Source organism: Priestia sp. 10L35 (genome assembly GCF_056395685.1).
Map to the genome: position 1 here is coordinate 57,688 of NZ_JBFTKA010000005.1, position 17,030 is coordinate 74,717.

Genomic DNA, 17,030 nt, shown 5'->3' on the forward strand with positions numbered 1-17,030 from the left:
TATCATGTTCACGGCTTAGTTATACTAATTTCTCTTGAACCTTTGGCTTGGCATGAAGTTCTGAACAAGGACCTGCTTGCAGCATATAGCTTCCACCGTCATGACCAATTACTTGCTTCACCTCTTTTGCTGCTTCAATAAGCTTGTTAAGATCAATGCCCGTATGAATTCCCATTTCACTTAATCCATGAACCAGATCTTCTGTAGCTATATTTCCAGTGGCACCTGGAGCGTAAGGACACCCTCCTAACCCGATAATAGAACTATCAAAATGAATAACACCCTGCTGCAAAGCAGCCACTACATTAGAAAATGCCATTCCTCTCGTATTGTGCAAATGCATGGAGAAAATAATGCCGGGATAATTTTGTTTAAGAAACCCTAGCATACGATACACTTGCTGAGGATTTGCCATCCCTGTTGTATCTGCTAAAGAAATTTCTTCGACACCCATCATTCTGTATCGTTCTACAATAGAAGAAATGCGTTCTATAGCAACTTTTCCTTCATAAGGACATCCAAACGCTACCGAAATTGAACCTCCCACTTTAACGTTATGCTTTTCCGCTAATTCGATAATAGGATAAAAACCTTTTTGGGCTTCTTCTACAGAACAATTTGCGTTAGACAAGCTGTGAGAATCTGTAGCTGAAAGCATAAGCTTTAACTTTTTCACTCCGGCGTCAATGGCTCTCTGTGCACCTTTTACATTCGGCACTAACGCGCGAAATTTGATATTTGTTAAATCTTGAACACTTTCTACGACCTGCTCGGCATCCTTTAACTGAGGAATCGCTCTCGGATGTACAAAAGATGTAATTTCCATTGATTGAATGCCTGTCTTGGCTAGCTGACGGATAATAGATATTTTTTCTTTTGTAGGAATCCACTCATGTTCAGCTTGAAACCCATCCCTTGGGGCTACTTCACAGATTATGACTTTTTCCGGTAATTCTATTTTTTGAATAGTATTCATTAAATAACCCCCTTTTCTTTTAACACCGCTAAGTCTTCACTTGATAACCCCAGTTTTCCGCCTAGAATTTCTTCATTATGTTCTCCCAATTCAGGGGCACGATGACGAATTGCTCCCGGTGTATGTGAAAACTTTGGCACTACTCCCGGAACCTTAATTTTCCCTAGGCGGGGGTGCTCTACTTCTACAATGTTTTCTCGTTCTCTATACTGGGGATCATTAAATATATCTTCAATGCTGTAGATAGGGCTAACTGGCACGCCAAATGAATCTAACTTTACCTGCAGCTCGTCTTGAGTGAAGGACTTAATCCAATTTGATACAATTTCCTGAACTTCATGATCATGCTTTAGACGCTCTACGTTTGTATAGTATCGCGGATCCTTTAACATATCTTTTCTTTCCATTGCCTCTGCAAGACGATCAAAGGTAGAGTCTGTACTGCATACTAATACAACAAACTTTCCGTCTTTTGTTTCATATGTGCCTGCTGGGCTTGAGTGACCTGCAAGTCCAGGGCTTCTCTCTCTTACTTTTCCGTTTTGATCATATTCAGCGATTAAAAACTCCATCATTCGAAAAATAGATTCATATAATCCCATTTCTACTACTTGACCTTCCGGCTGTTCGTGCACATCTCTATGATAGATAGCGCTTACACAAGCGAACGCGGTATATATGCCCGTTACATAATCTAGTAAAGAGTAAGAAGGACTGACGGGCGGACGATCTGAATATCCTTGTAAATAAGTATGTCCGCTAAATGCTGTCCCCGGTGTACCGAATCCAGCTTTCTCTCGATAAGGACCTGTTTGTCCATAACCTGATACGCGCACCATTACTAGCTTAGGGTTAACTTTTTTAAGCTCTTCATATCCTAAGTTCCATTTTTCCAGTGTACCCGGGCGAAAATTTTCAATTAAAATGTCTACGCCACTAATTAGCTTTTTGAAAATTTCTGCTCCTTCTTCTGATCGAATGTCCAGCGTAACAGACTTTTTATTGCGAGCAAGTCCGGGCCACCTTAAAGGTTCAGTCCCTTTCCAAGGCCCTACAGTCCGAAGCGTATCTCCTTTTCCCGGAAGCTCAATTTTGGTTACTTCCGCCCCCAAGTCCGCTAGTAAAGTAGCTCCAAAGGGAGCAGCAATCATAGTAGAAATATCTAGTATTTGAACTCCTGTTAAAGGTCCATAATTTTTGGTTAACACGTTGAATCCCCTCCGGTAATAACTGTTTGTATGCTTAATTAAGATAATTAATTAGTAGATTTCCTTTGATATGTTAAAAATGAATATCATTAGTCGGAATATTAAGATTATTTATTTTTCTAAAGTTAACTCTTTTTCTTCTAATAGAATAGACTCTTTGCTTTCAATCGGGTCTAAATCTGTTAATAGGAACGTATAGCTTAAAATTCCAATCACTAAAAAAGCAGCTGCTAAAAGGAAAGCATACATAAATGAACCCGTGGCTTGAACAATAAACCCAGTCGTAATAGGTGCAACAATAGCCATCGAGTTATTCCCAAATGTTAAAAGTCCCGTTAATGTTCCTACCGTTCCTTTTGGTGCAATAAATGTAGGAATGCTGTAGGCAACAGCAGATGTGACAACAAGACCTCCAAGTGCTGTTGAAATCCAAAATACAGCTACGTTCGCACTGTGAGTAAACGCTGCCCCAATAATTGACAAACCAAATACCATACCTATTACTAGAAAAAACTTGCTGACACGCGTCCGGTTATACCCTTTGTTAATAAGACGATCAACAAGCCAACCCCCGATTACTATTTCAGTAATGGTACCTACAATCCACGGTATGGCCGAGTACCAGCCTGATTTTAAAATAGACATGTTCATTTCTGTTGCTAAATATCCAGGAAGCCAAGTCAAGAACAAAAACCATGAATAGCCGTATGCCGCAAATCCAATGAATACTGCCCAGACTTTTCTTTTAGTTAGCAAATATCGAATGTTCTCCATTGCACTGCCTTTAACTTCTTCTGAACTTTGAGAACCGCCTTGAACAATGTAGTCATATTCTTCTTTCGTCAAACGCTCATCTTCATGAGGTTCACGATACCAGATCCAATAAACAATAGCATATATGAAACTAAGAATAGCAGTTGCTAAGAAACCGCCTCGCCAGCCCCACTCTGTTACAATTAGTGCTAATATAGGCGCTCCGATGGCGTTGGAAAGTTTGGATTGAGAATCATAAGCTGCGATAGCTTTTCCGCGTTCCTGACGCGGAACCCAATGGCTAACTGCTTTAGCAGCAGATGGAAAGAACGGTGCTTCTCCAACTCCTAACAGCACTCGAGATAAAATAATTAACCCCCATCCATTTGCTACTGCAGTTAAAAGACAAGCTACTGTCCATATCACGGTCGCTACACGCGTTACCCATTTTACGCCTATTTTATCTAGCAAAGGCCCTATAGGAAGTTGAAGTAAAGCGTAAGACCATGCAAATGCTGATAGGAAAATCCCCATCTGACCTGCTGTCAAGTTAAATTCTTTTTGTAACAATGGCATAGCAATGGACATATTAATTCGATCAAAATAGTTTACAACTACACCAACCGCAATCAAGAATACAATCGACCAACGATGTTTTTTCATTCTTTTCCCTCACTCATAAGATTTTAAGTATGCGCTTTCATTTTTTTGCAAAATATCTCTTTGCTCAGATCCCATTTATAATTACTTGCTTACATAAAGTCTGTCTGAACTCAAGTTGAAAGATGGCAATGCTGAAAACCTAATCCTCTAGCTATTTACTTATTCTTTTATCCTTTCGTAAAAACATTTTATTAGTGAAACTAAAAAGATTAATAGAAAGTTCTAATTAGAACGATCTAATTCCAGCGGAAATCTCTTCACATATTGCGGAACGGTGCTTATATTTTATGATCTACTCAAATATCCGAACATGATGATCAACGTCTGCTTTTTTAATTTCTCATTGTAACACCTGCCTTTTTTCGCGAAGCGTCGTATTTTGACACAGCCTAATATAAAATCAATTCAAACTTGAGCTTTAGTATACTGAATTACATTTGCCTGCGCAATATATATTTTTAATTTTTAGAAAATTAAAATACACACTTTTTTAATATAATAAATCCAAAAATAACTGTATTAATTTTACAAATTTTTCTCTTATTGCGTTAAAAAACAGAAAATACAGACACTTCATTCGTACAATTCTAGTAAGGTTTAAAGATACGAGTTTTTAATACTGTAAGCTTGGTTCAAACATTTGTTCCTTAATATACTCCACAGGCATCTCTTTTCCTGTCCACAATTCAAACGCCATGGCCCCTTGCCAGATCATCATTCCTATTCCATTAATGGTGTGACATCCAATTGATTCAGCTTGTTCTAACAGTTTTGATCTCATAGGCATATACACGACATCGGTTACAATTAAATCCGGACGCAGCATTGATATATCTTCAATAATGCTGAATTCTTCTAACGGTTTCATTCCCACTCCTGTTCCATTTGTCAAAATATCGCTCGTTTTAATTTCTTCTCTTAACCTGTCTGTATCTTCAAGAGAATACAGCTTCGCTTTACATGAAACATGTTTCATCTCTTCATTAATAATTTTTACGTTTTCTACAGCTTTTGAATAAAATTCATCGTGACGAGCAAAAATTGTTAATTCTTCAAGCCCTTCTAAAGCTGCTTGAATAGCAATAGGCGTCGCTGCTCCACCCGAACCGATCAACGTCATTTTTTTTCCTGTGATATCCACGCCGTGCTCTTTTAAATTTCGAATGTAACCCATGCCGTCTGTGCTATGCCCAACTAGTACGCCATTATCATTTACGACGGTATTGACAGCTCCTGAAAATTTGGCGCTGTCTGCTAATTCATCAAGAAACGGGAGAATTTTTGTCTTATTGGGCATGGATACATTAAAACCTTTAACATTTAACGCTCTCAGCCCTTTAATTGCATCTTCTAACGAGTCATTTCCTACCTCAAAAGCTAAATAAGCATAATTTAATCCCAGTTTTTTAAAGGCCATATTATGCATAGATGGTGACAATGAATGTCCAATTGGAGTTGCTAAAAGGCCGATGAGCTGAGTTTTACCATTAATACGCCCTACGCTTTTCATGATTTTACCTCCTGTTTTATTAAAATTCAGAAATATTTGTGGTACCTAACCTGTACTTTTTCAGCTTATCTTCATTTACAATCAAACACATTTCGAATTCATATAATACAGATAATTAGATCGATCTAATTTTAAGATATACTGACTATTCAACCAACCTGTAACAAGCTGCATTCAAAACCAAAGCTGCTCTACTCACATGTAAAAATAAAGAAACCGCTTACAAATTTACGACTTTAATAACATAAGTTTGACATGTACTGTACGTTTTACCTCCCTTCCCAAGGCAGCATTTCTCAACATTACTAGAAACAAAGCTTTCACCTATACCTGGCTTCTTTTATTAAATGAATGCAGTAAACACCCGGTGAACCAAGACAACTCTTAGCGACCTTATGTATCATAGTATCACATTTTTTTAAAAGGAAAAATGTTTTTTTGTTACTTTTCAGAAAAATCTTTTTATTTAAAGAATTTCTTTATATTAAAATAAAGCTATAACCATAATTATAGCTTTATTCTTGAGCGTGGCTTTCTCTTCTCTTTTTCATCCACCAGCCTGCACCAACTATCACTCCGATTATAAGAATAACAAATATTAAACGATCAACATCATGCAAATATTTTTGGATTTTTTCAATATCTCCAAGTCCTCCTACATAGAGCAAAAAAACAAACCACGGAAAAATGCCTAAGGTGCTGTATAAAACAAAGTCCCTAGATTTGATTTTACTAAGACCTGCCAAATAGGTTATATAGTTTGCGATACTGATGGGACGAGAAATCGTAATACTCCATTTTCCATATTTATGAAACCATTTTTGGGCACGCTTTATATTTTTTTCACCAAACCAGCGCTTGGTAATAGATTCAAACCTGTATCCCATAACGAACGGAATATAGTTGAATGCGATATAAATAACGGTATTGACAGCTGAAACAATAAGGATTTTCCATATTGAGAGCTGCAGCACCGAGCCAATAAGCAAAATCGATAACGTACACGGAAAAGGAATTGCCGCAGCTTCGATTGCTGTAGCAATAAAGATGCCCACTATGCCTAAATTTTGTACAAAATCAATAAACCCTTGCACCTTTTTTCTCCTTTCAATCATACAAATTTCACGTTCTTTCATCATAACTCAAACTATTCAAAATTTCACGATTTCAAAGCAATTTTACTAGTAAAAAAAGCTCATACGCACCCGTTTGCTATATTTGATTATCTTCTATCATATGCAGTTTATAAGTGAAGTAACGCAAAAAAAGAAAATAGCAGAAAAAAAACTCTTTTATTAGTTGTAATAAAAGAGTCTTTTCTGTCCTACTATTATTTAACTTTAGCAATAATTTTCCCTTTCACATGGCGGTTTGATAGCTCTTCTAATGCACTTGGCACTTCTTTTAACGAGATGATGCGCTCAATCATCGGAGCTACTTTCTTCTCTGCTACTAATGCTAAAAGCTCATCACCCATTTTTGCTAAATCCGCTTGCGCAATCATGTCATCAATGTGGTGTGCAGCATTTAAAGCTACTTCATGATAAGAAATCACCTTTGTAAAAGGCTTTACTTTTGTATAATCAGGCGCACCAGCAATATGTGCTAAATGTCCTCTATAGGCAATCATATCTAAAGAATCCGTTGCGTTCTTTGCGCTCACCGTGTCAAGCACAGCATCTACGCCGCGGCCATTTGTCAGCTCCAATACTTTTTCCGCGACGTTTTCCTCGCGATAATCAATTACATAATCAGCTCCTAACGACTTCACATACTCATGATTATGTGCTGAAGCTGTTGAGAAAACGGTTTTTCCAGCGTTTTTAGCAAGCTGCACGCCAAAGCCTCCTACGCCTCCAGCTCCTCCATGAATTAAGATGGTTTGAATATGGTTCATTGGAAGTTTACGAAATAGTGCTTCATACGCTGTGTAACCTGCAGTAGGCAAAGCAGCAGCTTCTTCAAATGTAACAGCATCAGGAATGCGCGAAATTGAATGAGCAGTTGTAACCGCATATTCAGCATATCCGCCTTTTTTCATAAAGTCCCCGTGATAGACAACGCGGTCTCCTTTTTTCCAGTCAACTACTCCTTCTCCAACTTCATCAATTGTCCCAGCTACATCTAAACCTAGAATGTGAGGATATGTCCAATAAGGATTTCCATTAGTAGCCGTTTTATAATCTACGGGATTAAGTCCCACTGCGTGAACTTCAACTACTACTTCCCCTTTATTTGGAAGAGGTTTTTCTATTTCTTCTACTTTCATTTCTGTCCATTTATTTTTATCTTGCAATAATAATGCTTTCACAGTCTAACTCTCCTTTTTAAATCATTTGCCTAGCGTTGCTTTTATTATTTTATCTAAAAATGATTTGCTTACTATTTTTATTTTAAAGAGAGCTTGTCTATAATACAAATTAGAAAATAAATAGATATCCATAAATAAATTTATAAGAAAGGATAGCATAAATGATTGATTTTGAATGGTATCGCAGCTTTATTAGCATTTACAAATATCGATCCGTTTCTGAAGCAGCCAGAGCGAGGATCTTAACGCAGCCGGCCATGAGTCAGCACTTAGCTGCTTTAGAAGCTGAAATAGGGGAAGGTTTATTTATCCGTGCACCGAGAAAAATGATTCCAACAGAAAAAGGTAAAGAACTGTACACGCGTATTGTCCCGTTAATTGAAAGTCTAGAAGCTGCTTCAATTGAATTAAAAATGACCGCTTCATCTCCCGACGCGCTGCCGGTCGTAAAAATTGGTTCTCCCGTAGAGTATTTTACCGAACAAGCTTTAGAAAGAATAAAAGATGCAGGCATCCGCTGCTACAGCCAGTTTGGTATTGCTTCTGTTTTGCTTGAAAAGATACAAAGCGACGAAATTGATATTGCGATTACAACCCAAAGATTGCAAATACCTGGAATTGAATATACGGTCATTGAAGAAGAAGAGTTTGTCTTAACCGTCCCTCCTTCTTTTGAAATGACAGCTAGTAAAGACGTAGAAGAGTTTTTATACAACCAGCGGTGGATTAGCTATGGTCTTGAACTTCCTATTATTAGACGTTTTTGGCGGCAGCATTTTAAAAAACGACCTGAAATTCAGCCTCATCACGTGATTCCAAATCTTCAAACGGTGTTAAAAGCCATTCAGCATCACATGGGAATCAGCCTGCTTCCCCGCTATTTAATTCAAGAAGCGCTTCGAGAAAAAAAAGTAAAAATCGAACTTGAACATTTAGCAGTAAAAAATCAGATCTTTCTTGCTTATAAACTTAAGCATCGCGATCATCCTACTATTCAAAAAACGATACGCTGCTTAAAAAAAGAAACCTCTGCAGACTAGTCTGCGGAGGTTTCTTTTTTTGACAGTTGCTGTGCTGAATCTACGCCTACTAAATCTAAAAAGAAAATAAAAATAGGAATACCAAGAATTAGCCCCCATACGCCCAAGAAGTGTTCACCAAACACTAAAATGATAAACGTAATGAACGTTGGCAAGTTTGTTTTAGATGACATGAGCTTTGGATTTAATACATAGCTTTCAAGTGCGTGAAGTACTACCACCATAATTAACACAGATAGTACTTTTACACCGCCTCCTAAACTGTAAGCGATTGTACAAAGTGGAATGAGTGAAACAAATACCCCAAGAACCGGCACTAGCCCTAGTAGAAAGACCATAACGCCAAGTGCAAGCAAATTAGGAAACCCTAACACCCACAGCGCAATAACGGACAAAATGCTGTTCACAAAAGCGATAATAAACTGAACTTCTATTACCTTGCCGAAGGAATTAACAAATTTCCTCCCCAAATAGCCAGCTTCTTTGAAAAACCAGCCCAGCCTAGATTGTTCCAGTTGGACAAATAATCGGTGAATCCGCGATTTTTCAAGTAAAAAGAATAGGCTTAACAAGAGTGCTAAGAAAACTTGTGCACTTACTTTTCCAATATTAGATAAATAGCTGTATACTAAATCAATATTCTGCTGAATATTCTCTGGTGATTTGAATCTCTTTAGATTATCGATAATATAGGTGACGAATGTATTATCAGGGGGGTGTTTGTAAAAATACATCAGCTTCTGTACAAGCTCAGTAACTTGCGTCATAATAACCGGGATATATACATATCCTACAATACCGAGCGCCCCAATCAGTGCGATATAGATGACGATGAGTATAAGCGTTGAATTAAGCGGAAGCTTTCTTCTTAACGTTTGTTGAAGACGACCAATTAAAAAGGTGAAAATAAACGTAAATAACAGCAGCTGAAGCATACTTCTAATGCTGACAAGTAAAACTGTAATGATAATAAGCGTAATGATGCGAACAGTAAGTTTGTTGTGAAGCCAACTTCTTGCAATATTCATGAAACCTTCAATTCTCCTATCTCTCTTTTTCCCAAGTCATTTGTATACATATAAATAAAACGGATACGCTAGACGCTCATATCCGCTTTCGCTATATATAGTGTATCATTTAATATTCAAATTTTACTATATTTCGGCGCTTTTTAGTATGTCTTTATTTTCTCTCCGCTATTCTTTTTCATTTTCCCATACATTATGATAAATTAGCCTGTCTAAATCCCTTCTTTTTTCCCAGTTAGCTTGTTCTAAGATTGGTTTCTCAGGATATTTATCTGTATAGCCAATTGACATAAGCGCTACAGGATCAATATGAGGAGGAATATGTAAAATGTCACGTACATCATTTTTCTTATAAAAACTTACCCACCCCATTGCCAGTCCTTCTGCATATGAAGCAAGCCACATATTTTGAATCGCACACGCAGTTGACATCATATCAGTTTCTGGAATTGAGTTTCTTCCGAGAACATGGGAGCCGCCTCTTGTTGGATCACACGTTACGCAAATAGTTAACGGCGCTTCTTTTAATCCTTGAATCTTGAGCTCTAAAAAATCTTCTTTCTTTTCACCTTCATAATGAATAGCCAGTGCTCTTCTCTCTTTATCTGCTGCCCAGGCAAGTTTATTTTTCACTTCTGTATCAGATACTAATATAAAATTCCAAGGCTGCATAAACCCGACGGAAGGTCCGCTGTGAGCAGCCTGCAGAATGTTATAAACCGTTTCATTCGGAATCTCATCAGACAAAAATGTTCGTACATCTCTTCTTCCGTAAATCGCTTTGTACACCGCTTGCTTTTCGTCGTTTGTAAACGAATTCATCTTCTTCAACCTCCATTAAATTCTCTTTTTAACTATTTTTCTAAAAAAACATTAAAAAAATGTGATCCAAACTTTATGTTTTCTCGTATTACTATATGAATCTATCATAAAGGAGGTTGCAAACATGTTCAACGACGTTTTAATGAACTTATTTAACGCGGTAAGCAGCATCATTAACACAATTGGATAATTTGATTGTACATATTTAGTAAGAGAGGAGGCACATTACATGCTAAACGAGGTACTTATGAACTTTTTTAACGCAGTAAGCAGTATCATCAACACAATCGGATAAAAAAAGCACAAAGAAAAGGGTAACTGCCATTACCACCGTCTTTATGCTTTGCTAGTTCAAAATCATATATTTTACAATAAAAAGAACTCTTTGATTAGGAGTTCTTTTTACTTATCCTAACATGTTCCCTTTTATTTGTATATATGCCTTGCCATTTCAACAGATTCATTTATATGTTGCAAGCATACACATAGGTCTGCAGCTCGTAGTGCAGTTCTTTTAAGTCTTCAGCTGCTTGAGTCAATAACTTCTTTCGCTGAGCTGTATACACATCTAGAATAGCTCTTTCTACTTTTACCTTTTCTTCATATAAAATGTCTAACTTATCTTCATTTCCTTCAAGGGAAATAGGCTTTAACATAGCAAATTGATAAATGGGTTGTCCATAATCCAATTTTGTTAAAATAGAACCTACTAATACATCCTCCGAGCATTCATATACGAAGTTTAACAGCGTACTTAATTCTTCTAGACGAGAAATATCCAGCTCTGCATTTTCGTTGATCACAGTCCCTATATATTGAAAGCACTCTTCTTCTAACTCATTATAAATAGTTGTGATGCGGTGCAATACTTCATTTAACTTCATAAAGTTCCCCCTTCACACACGCTTCTTGATACAACCATATGACAAAACTTGGTGTTTTATACTAACGAAAAAGCGAGGAATATAAACCTCGCTTCTTCTTTTTACCGATACATACTGGCAATGTCTTCAATAAACATAAGCGGTTCTTCTTCTGTTAGTTGTTTAATTGGAGAATAATCCTCTCCACCAAAACTTTGATCTATGTCTTCAATAAACGAAGAAACTTCTTCCGACTCTTCACGATTAGCCGGCATTTCGTATTTTTGTAATTCTGTGCGGTGCACGACGGATAAAATATGGCGAGGAAATTGCTGCTTCGTTTTTCCAAAACAGTATACCGGCTTGTGTTTCAAAAAGCGTTCTACTTCTTCTTGTCGGTTATAAATGCTTCCATGATCACCCCAAGCTACCACAACCAGTTCAGCATCTTCCACTGCTTTTTGAATATACTCACCTGCTCTTGTTCCAACAGCTTCTTCTTTTGAAAGCATGCGTAAAAACGAAACATGATCGGTTTGATAGCTGAATAAATAAACGATTTCTAAAACTCCAAATCCCCACTTTTGCGCCAGTTCTATGCATTTGGATACAGCTGTATCGTCGCTGTATTCATACGTATTTTCTGGAAATGACAAGATAAACGTAAGTTTACGTTCGTTTACTTCACTCCATTTGCATAATAGAGAGTATTTGTATGTGCCTGTTTCATCAAAAATAACTTCTTTTTTCACTGCTTCCATCCCCCTGCCTTCTTACAATCTTGTTACTTATCTATTGCAAATGAGCTAAGCAGTAATCGTAACCTTGACTGTTAAAAGTTTTATTTTATATGTATTTCAAAATCATGCCTTCATGACAACTTTTCTTCCATTTTTTCAAAAAGCAATTTTTTCTTCTATACATGCTTTTTACAGCTAGTGAATATTCACATATATATCTTTCCTCTTTTCGGCCCTCCAGTCAAAATAGATAAAATCAAAAGAATGGTCTATAATAAAGAAATAACCAATGACTTTTTCACTCATGTTTTTGACAGTTACGGATTTTTTCTCAGCAGGTATGTTCAAACCTGATCCTCTGAGAAAATAGAAGATAAATTTGTGTAAAGAAAGGATTTTGTAAATGGCTACTACACACACATTTACAAGAGGAGAAGAAATTGCAAATGCGATTACACACGGCGTTGGAGCCGTACTCAGCATTGTTGGATTAACGCTTTTAATCGTACTTTCTTCGTTAGAAGGAACGCCTTGGCATGTTATCAGTTTTACTATTTACGGAGTAACCATGCTGCTTCTCTATGTCTCCTCTACGCTTGTCCATAGTTTTCCGGAAGGTAAGGTAAAAGATCTTTTTGAGATATTTGACCACTCTTCTATTTATTTGTTTATTGCCGGTACGTACACTCCATTTTTATTTATCGCAGTAAAAGGAACCACCGGCTGGACACTTTTTGGAATTGTATGGGGCATCGCTCTTGCAGGAATTGTATTCAAAGCTTTTTTTGTAAAGAAATTCCTTTTTATTTCTACCATTCTTTACGTATTTATGGGATGGATGATTGTGTTTGCTTGGGATTCGTTAACTCAAAACATTGCCCATCAAGGAATTGTCCTTCTCGTAGTTGGAGGCGTGTTGTATACAATCGGGGCCGTTTTTTACGTATGGCGAGGATTTCGTTTTCATCATATGATTTGGCATATGTTTGTTCTTGGCGGAACCGTACTCCACTTTTTAGCAATCATTTTATATGTATTGCCTATAACCAATTAAAAAAGGGCCCTCTGGCCCTTTTTTAATTGGTTATAGAATTCCTTACCACAGTTTTGCCATTTGAGTCACAAGCGTATAGACTCCTAGCACAGCCATAATAACGACCACAAAACCGCCAAAAATGGTAAGCCAAGTCGGATGCTTGTAATCGCCTACTATCTTCTTTTTATACGCCGCTATAAGCATTGTTCCGAGTGTAATAGGTAAGATTAACCCATTTAATGCTCCAGCTAAAATAAGCAGAGTGACCGGCTGGCCAATCGTTAGGAAAACTAGGGTTGAAATCGTAATAAAGGCAATGATAATCCAGTTTTCATATTTCTCAATCCTTTTGCTGAAGGATTTAACAAAGGAAACCGATGTATATGCTGAACCAATAACTGAAGTGATAGCCGCTGCTGCCATGACGACACCGAATAATTTATAGCCAATATCCCCTGCGGCTAACTGAAAAACAGAGGCTGGTGGATTATCAGGATTCAGTTTTAACCCTTGACTCAACACACCTAATGTCGCTAAAAATAGAAAAATTCGAATGATCGAAGCAATCGTAATACCAGATACTGCTCCTCTTGTTACTTCAGGAATCGCGGCTTTTCCTTTAATTCCTGCATCTAATAAACGGTGACCTCCTGCAAATGTAATATATCCTCCTACCGTTCCTCCTACAAGAGTAACAATCGCCATTACGTCAATGTGCTCCGGCCAAAATGATTTAGAGACTGCTTCTCCTACTGGGGGAGCGGACGAAATAGCCACATACACCATTAAAATAATTAATATTCCGCCCATTAATTGAGCAAATCGATCCATTAATTTTCCGGCTTCTTTGACTAAAAAAATTGCGATAGAAATGATGGCTGTAATGACTGCACCGGCTTTAGGGGAAATACCAAATAGCGCATTGAAGCCAAGACCCGCTCCTCCTACATTTCCAATATTAAATGCTAAGCCTCCGATTACAATTAAAATAGCAATAAATAAGCCGAGACCTGGCAAAACACTGTTAGCGATATCCTGTGCTCTTTTTTCTGAAACGGCAATAATACGCCATACGTTTAGCTGAACGCCAATGTCTAATAAAATCGACAGTAAAATGACAAAACCAAAACTTGCGGCGAGTGCTTGTGTAAAGACCGTTGTTTGAGTTAAAAAACCTGGACCCACTGCTGAAGTAGCCATTAAAAATGCTGCTCCGAGCAGCACGCTCCAGTTGCGCTCTTTTTTCATGATGTCACCTCATTGTGGTTGAATAATGATTTGTTCTTCTTTTAGCTTGTCACAAATAGCTTTGGCAAATTCAACAGCATGTGCACCGTCTCCATGAATACAAACGGTATCTGCTTGAATGGGAATCTCTTCATTTTGCACAGTAAACACTTTCTTTTCTTTGACCATTTTAATTACTTGAGAAATAGCCGCTCCTTCATCTTGAATCACGGCGTTTTCAACGTTTCTCGGCGTCAGCATGCCGTTCTGTTGATAGGTTCGATCTGCAAATACTTCCTGAGACGTACGCAAGCCCATTTCGTTTCCGGCTTTAATCAATTCACTTCCAGCCAAACCATATAGAATAGCTTCCTCACTAACATTATAAACAGCTTCAGCAATAGCTTTAGCTATGTCTCGATCCCCTGCAGCCATATTATATAAAGCGCCATGAGGTTTCACATGATGAAGGGTCCCTCCTTCTGCACGTATAAAAGCTGAAAGAGCCCCCATTTGATACACCATTAAATCATAAGCTTCTCGAGGCGTAATTTTCATATATCTACGTCCAAATCCAGCTAAATCTTGCAATCCGGGGTGGGCGCCAATCGCCACATTTTCACTCAAAGCCAGCTTTACTGTTTCTCTCATAACCGAAGGATCTCCGGCATGAAAGCCACAAGCAATGTTTGCTGACGTTACATAGCGTAAAATTTTTTTATCATTTCCTAATCTATAGTTCCCAAAGCTCTCCCCTAAGTCACAGTTCAAATCAACGGTAGCCATCTTCTTCCCCCTTATATTTTCATTCGAAGTGCTCTTTTAATATGATTTATTTTCTTTTCCTGCTCCATATATAAATGCTGTGCTTCATCCAGTGAAATTGCTTGAAAAGAAATCTTTTTCCCTGGAGAAATTTGCGCCAGCGCTGAAAAATCTGCAGTTGCTACCTGTCCGATTCTAGGATATCCTCCTGTCGTTTGATGATCTGCTAATAAAACAATGGGCTGTCCTTCTTTTGGTACTTGAATCGTACCGAACGTCACAGCGCTAGAGAGCAGCTCTTTTTCTTGACCAAGGACTAATTTCTTTCCTTTTAGCCTATAGCCCATGCGGTCAGATTGAGGGGTAACGTCAAATTCTTGATTAAAGAAATGCTGTTGACTTTCTTTTGTAAACCAATCAAATTCTGCACCTTTCATCGTGCGGATAATAGGCGTCTCGTATGAAGGAAGAAGTTTAGGATGAATCGTCCAAAAAGCCTGCTGAAAAGAGCGGTCCGTTTGCTTTTTCACCAATTTCTTTATAATTGCTTCCCCCGTTTCTGTAGGAGGGTGGCTTAATACTTCGTCCCCTGACTGTAATGCTTTACCGTGCAGCCCGCCTATCCGAGCGCGAAGTGAAGTAGATGTACTTCCCATAACTGCAGGAACATTAAAAGCACCGGAAACCGATAAATAAGAACGGCACCCTAAAGTCGGAACGCCAAACTGTAGCACGCTCCCTTTTTTCACATATAAAGGCCGCCACATCTTTACGGCTTCATCATTAACAGTTGGCGATAAATCCCCTCCCGTCAGGGCAATCAAAGCATCTTGCTGAAATTCAATTTTTGGCCCCATTAACGTAATTTCAATAACCGGCTGATTTTCTTGATTTCCTACTAATAAGTTGGCAATCCTTAAAGCAACTTTGTCCATTGCCCCGCTGACAATCATGCCGTCCTTTTGATATCCATGTCTGCCGATATCTTGAATCGTTGTTAATAAACCGGGACGTATCACTTTAATACTCATCTTCATCCACCTCCTTTTGGGCTTCATATTCTGTTTCAGAAATGGAAACAAACCGGATACGATCACCTGCTTGAAGCAAGCTTGGCGAATCATTTTTGGGGTTAAATAGTGTAAGAGGAGTACGCCCGATTAACTGCCACCCTCCAGGTGTCTCAATTGGGTACACGCCGGTTTGCATTCCTGCGATGCCAACTGACCCTTTTGGGATGCTGTTTCTCGGTGATTCTTTTCTTGGAGTCGCAATTTCTTCGCTCATCCCTCCCAAGTAAGGAAAACCAGGAGCAAAGCCTAGCATATACACCAAATATTCTCCATTTGTATGAATGGAGATAACTTCATCAGGCGTTAATGAATGAAAAGCGGCTACCCTCTCTAAGTCCGGGCCGTACTTTCCTCCGTAACACACCGGAATTTCAATTTGTCTAGCGACCGCTTCAGATTTTTCTTCCTGGCGGAAAAGCAGCTCTTCAATATATGTAGATATTGCTGTGTAAGGATTTCTTCTTCCTTTTTCACTCATTACCCAAGGGTCATAATAAATTGTAACTGTTGTAAAAGCCGGCACATATTCAATCATCCCCTTACATAATGATTGCTCTAGTACCTCAGTAAATTGCTGAATACGTTTATGCATACCGAAATTAATTTCGTCTCCAAATGAAACGACAATGCCGCTGTCACCAAGAGGATAAAGTCGATAATCGTGACTCATTCCGTCTCCTCCTTTTTTACTTAGTATTGTTTGAGCAGCTCCCTTTAATGCTGTAGTTAGATACATTCATTAGAATTACTAATGGAATTGTTGTTTTCGAATAACAATTTCTTATATACCTAATAAAAAAAAGAACAATAAATCCCTATCCTGTATGGATAACATTATATAAATATAAAATAATCTTATGTTCTACTAAAACAAACTCCAAAGAAAAATTCAACCTTTTTAAAATTTTATCGTCAAAAGGATCACGTTTTTTCAATTTTCCCCATAAAAAAACTGCTTTGTTTTTTATACCAAAGCAGTTTTTTTGTAAACATGAACAAAAAGATAAAACTTATA

16 protein-coding genes are annotated in these 17,030 nt (G+C 37.9%); 2 read left to right on the forward strand and 14 right to left on the reverse strand.

Translation table 11 applies throughout. From position 1 onward, the window contains the following. Nucleotides 1–19 precede the first annotated feature (19 nt). From AC1DEF_RS18600 to AC1DEF_RS18625, 6 genes are all read right to left on the reverse strand, one after another. Nucleotides 20–976 carry a hydroxymethylglutaryl-CoA lyase gene (locus AC1DEF_RS18600; RefSeq protein WP_034653992.1) on the reverse strand — a complete coding sequence of 319 codons (957 nt, stop codon included), beginning with the start codon at nt 974–976 and terminating at the stop codon, nt 20–22. Continuing rightward, a complete protein-coding gene (locus AC1DEF_RS18605; RefSeq protein ID WP_047933602.1) occupies nt 976–2,184 on the reverse strand; it encodes a CaiB/BaiF CoA transferase family protein in 1,209 nt (402 codons plus the stop codon). The genes AC1DEF_RS18600 and AC1DEF_RS18605 overlap by 1 nt, the downstream gene beginning before the upstream one ends. A gap of 111 nt (nt 2,185–2,295) precedes the next feature. Further along, complete coding sequence (locus tag AC1DEF_RS18610; protein WP_013081988.1) at nt 2,296–3,600, reverse strand: MFS transporter; 1,305 nt, start codon at nt 3,598–3,600, stop codon at nt 2,296–2,298. 613 nt (nt 3,601–4,213) lie between these two features. After that, nucleotides 4,214–5,110, reverse strand: coding sequence for a shikimate dehydrogenase (locus AC1DEF_RS18615; protein WP_013081987.1), 897 nt, complete (start codon nt 5,108–5,110; stop codon nt 4,214–4,216). A gap of 515 nt (nt 5,111–5,625) precedes the next feature. Beyond that, entirely contained in the window at nt 5,626–6,204 is a 579-nt protein-coding gene (locus AC1DEF_RS18620; protein ID WP_016763242.1) for a DedA family protein, read from the reverse strand. Between the two features lie 236 nt (nt 6,205–6,440). Beyond that, on the reverse strand, nt 6,441–7,421 hold the full coding sequence (locus tag AC1DEF_RS18625; protein ID WP_097824198.1) for a zinc-binding dehydrogenase: 981 nt from the start codon (nt 7,419–7,421) through the stop codon (nt 6,441–6,443). A 161-nt stretch (nt 7,422–7,582) separates the two neighbouring features. Between AC1DEF_RS18625 and AC1DEF_RS18630 the strand changes: the two genes are divergently transcribed. Further along, nucleotides 7,583–8,461 carry a LysR family transcriptional regulator gene (locus AC1DEF_RS18630; RefSeq protein WP_043980098.1) on the forward strand — a complete coding sequence of 293 codons (879 nt, stop codon included), beginning with the start codon at nt 7,583–7,585 and terminating at the stop codon, nt 8,459–8,461. Here AC1DEF_RS18630 and AC1DEF_RS18635 read toward each other — a convergent pair. From AC1DEF_RS18635 to AC1DEF_RS18650, 4 genes are all read right to left on the reverse strand, one after another. Continuing rightward, nucleotides 8,458–9,489, reverse strand: coding sequence for an AI-2E family transporter (locus tag AC1DEF_RS18635; RefSeq protein ID WP_050691267.1), 1,032 nt, complete (start codon nt 9,487–9,489; stop codon nt 8,458–8,460). The genes AC1DEF_RS18630 and AC1DEF_RS18635 overlap by 4 nt on opposite strands. A gap of 168 nt (nt 9,490–9,657) precedes the next feature. Beyond that, a complete protein-coding gene (gene bluB / locus AC1DEF_RS18640; RefSeq protein ID WP_097824199.1) occupies nt 9,658–10,311 on the reverse strand; it encodes a 5,6-dimethylbenzimidazole synthase in 654 nt (217 codons plus the stop codon). 464 nt (nt 10,312–10,775) lie between these two features. Further along, nucleotides 10,776–11,195, reverse strand: coding sequence for a hypothetical protein (locus tag AC1DEF_RS18645; RefSeq protein ID WP_043980102.1), 420 nt, complete (start codon nt 11,193–11,195; stop codon nt 10,776–10,778). Nucleotides 11,196–11,296: 101 nt separating this feature from the next. Next, nucleotides 11,297–11,935, reverse strand: a complete 639-nt coding sequence (locus AC1DEF_RS18650; RefSeq protein ID WP_230183673.1) for a DUF1643 domain-containing protein — start codon at nt 11,933–11,935, stop codon at nt 11,297–11,299. A 382-nt stretch (nt 11,936–12,317) separates the two neighbouring features. Between AC1DEF_RS18650 and trhA the strand changes: the two genes are divergently transcribed. Next, on the forward strand, nt 12,318–12,968 hold the full coding sequence (gene trhA / locus AC1DEF_RS18655) for a PAQR family membrane homeostasis protein TrhA (RefSeq protein ID WP_013055671.1): 651 nt from the start codon (nt 12,318–12,320) through the stop codon (nt 12,966–12,968). 42 nt (nt 12,969–13,010) lie between these two features. On the opposite strand, the gene AC1DEF_RS18660 is transcribed toward trhA, so the two are convergent. From AC1DEF_RS18660 to pxpB, 4 genes are read right to left on the reverse strand one after another with little or no spacing between them, the layout of a single operon-like run. Then, nucleotides 13,011–14,198, reverse strand: coding sequence for an NRAMP family divalent metal transporter (locus AC1DEF_RS18660; protein WP_162213694.1), 1,188 nt, complete (start codon nt 14,196–14,198; stop codon nt 13,011–13,013). Nucleotides 14,199–14,207: 9 nt separating this feature from the next. After that, complete coding sequence (locus tag AC1DEF_RS18665; protein WP_097824201.1) at nt 14,208–14,963, reverse strand: LamB/YcsF family protein; 756 nt, start codon at nt 14,961–14,963, stop codon at nt 14,208–14,210. Between the two features lie 11 nt (nt 14,964–14,974). Continuing rightward, the gene (locus tag AC1DEF_RS18670; RefSeq protein ID WP_097824202.1) at nt 14,975–15,973 is read right to left on the reverse strand and encodes a 5-oxoprolinase subunit C family protein; all 999 of its coding nucleotides are present in this window, start codon (nt 15,971–15,973) and stop codon (nt 14,975–14,977) included. Continuing rightward, nucleotides 15,963–16,685 carry a 5-oxoprolinase subunit PxpB gene (pxpB, locus tag AC1DEF_RS18675; protein ID WP_097824203.1) on the reverse strand — a complete coding sequence of 241 codons (723 nt, stop codon included), beginning with the start codon at nt 16,683–16,685 and terminating at the stop codon, nt 15,963–15,965. Before pxpB ends, AC1DEF_RS18670 begins: the two co-directional genes overlap by 11 nt. Nucleotides 16,686–17,030: the final 345 nt, after the last annotated feature.

What these genes read in the sequence shown, in the direction of transcription:
- AC1DEF_RS18600 (WP_034653992.1), bottom strand. Translation starts at nt 976, where the DNA reads ATGAATACTATTCAAAAAATAGAATTACCGGAAAAAGTCATAATCTGT.
- AC1DEF_RS18610 (WP_013081988.1), bottom strand. Translation starts at nt 3,600, where the DNA reads ATGAAAAAACATCGTTGGTCGATTGTATTCTTGATTGCGGTTGGTGTA.
- AC1DEF_RS18615 (WP_013081987.1), bottom strand. Translation starts at nt 5,110, where the DNA reads ATGAAAAGCGTAGGGCGTATTAATGGTAAAACTCAGCTCATCGGCCTT.
- AC1DEF_RS18630 (WP_043980098.1), top strand. Translation starts at nt 7,583, where the DNA reads ATGATTGATTTTGAATGGTATCGCAGCTTTATTAGCATTTACAAATAT.
- AC1DEF_RS18635 (WP_050691267.1), bottom strand. Translation starts at nt 9,489, where the DNA reads ATGAATATTGCAAGAAGTTGGCTTCACAACAAACTTACTGTTCGCATC.
- bluB (WP_097824199.1), bottom strand. Translation starts at nt 10,311, where the DNA reads ATGAATTCGTTTACAAACGACGAAAAGCAAGCGGTGTACAAAGCGATT.
- AC1DEF_RS18645 (WP_043980102.1), bottom strand. Translation starts at nt 11,195, where the DNA reads ATGAAGTTAAATGAAGTATTGCACCGCATCACAACTATTTATAATGAG.
- AC1DEF_RS18650 (WP_230183673.1), bottom strand. Translation starts at nt 11,935, where the DNA reads ATGGAAGCAGTGAAAAAAGAAGTTATTTTTGATGAAACAGGCACATAC.
- trhA (WP_013055671.1), top strand. Translation starts at nt 12,318, where the DNA reads ATGGCTACTACACACACATTTACAAGAGGAGAAGAAATTGCAAATGCG.
- AC1DEF_RS18660 (WP_162213694.1), bottom strand. Translation starts at nt 14,198, where the DNA reads ATGAAAAAAGAGCGCAACTGGAGCGTGCTGCTCGGAGCAGCATTTTTA.
- AC1DEF_RS18665 (WP_097824201.1), bottom strand. Translation starts at nt 14,963, where the DNA reads ATGGCTACCGTTGATTTGAACTGTGACTTAGGGGAGAGCTTTGGGAAC.
- AC1DEF_RS18670 (WP_097824202.1), bottom strand. Translation starts at nt 15,973, where the DNA reads ATGAGTATTAAAGTGATACGTCCCGGTTTATTAACAACGATTCAAGAT.
- pxpB (WP_097824203.1), bottom strand. Translation starts at nt 16,685, where the DNA reads ATGAGTCACGATTATCGACTTTATCCTCTTGGTGACAGCGGCATTGTC.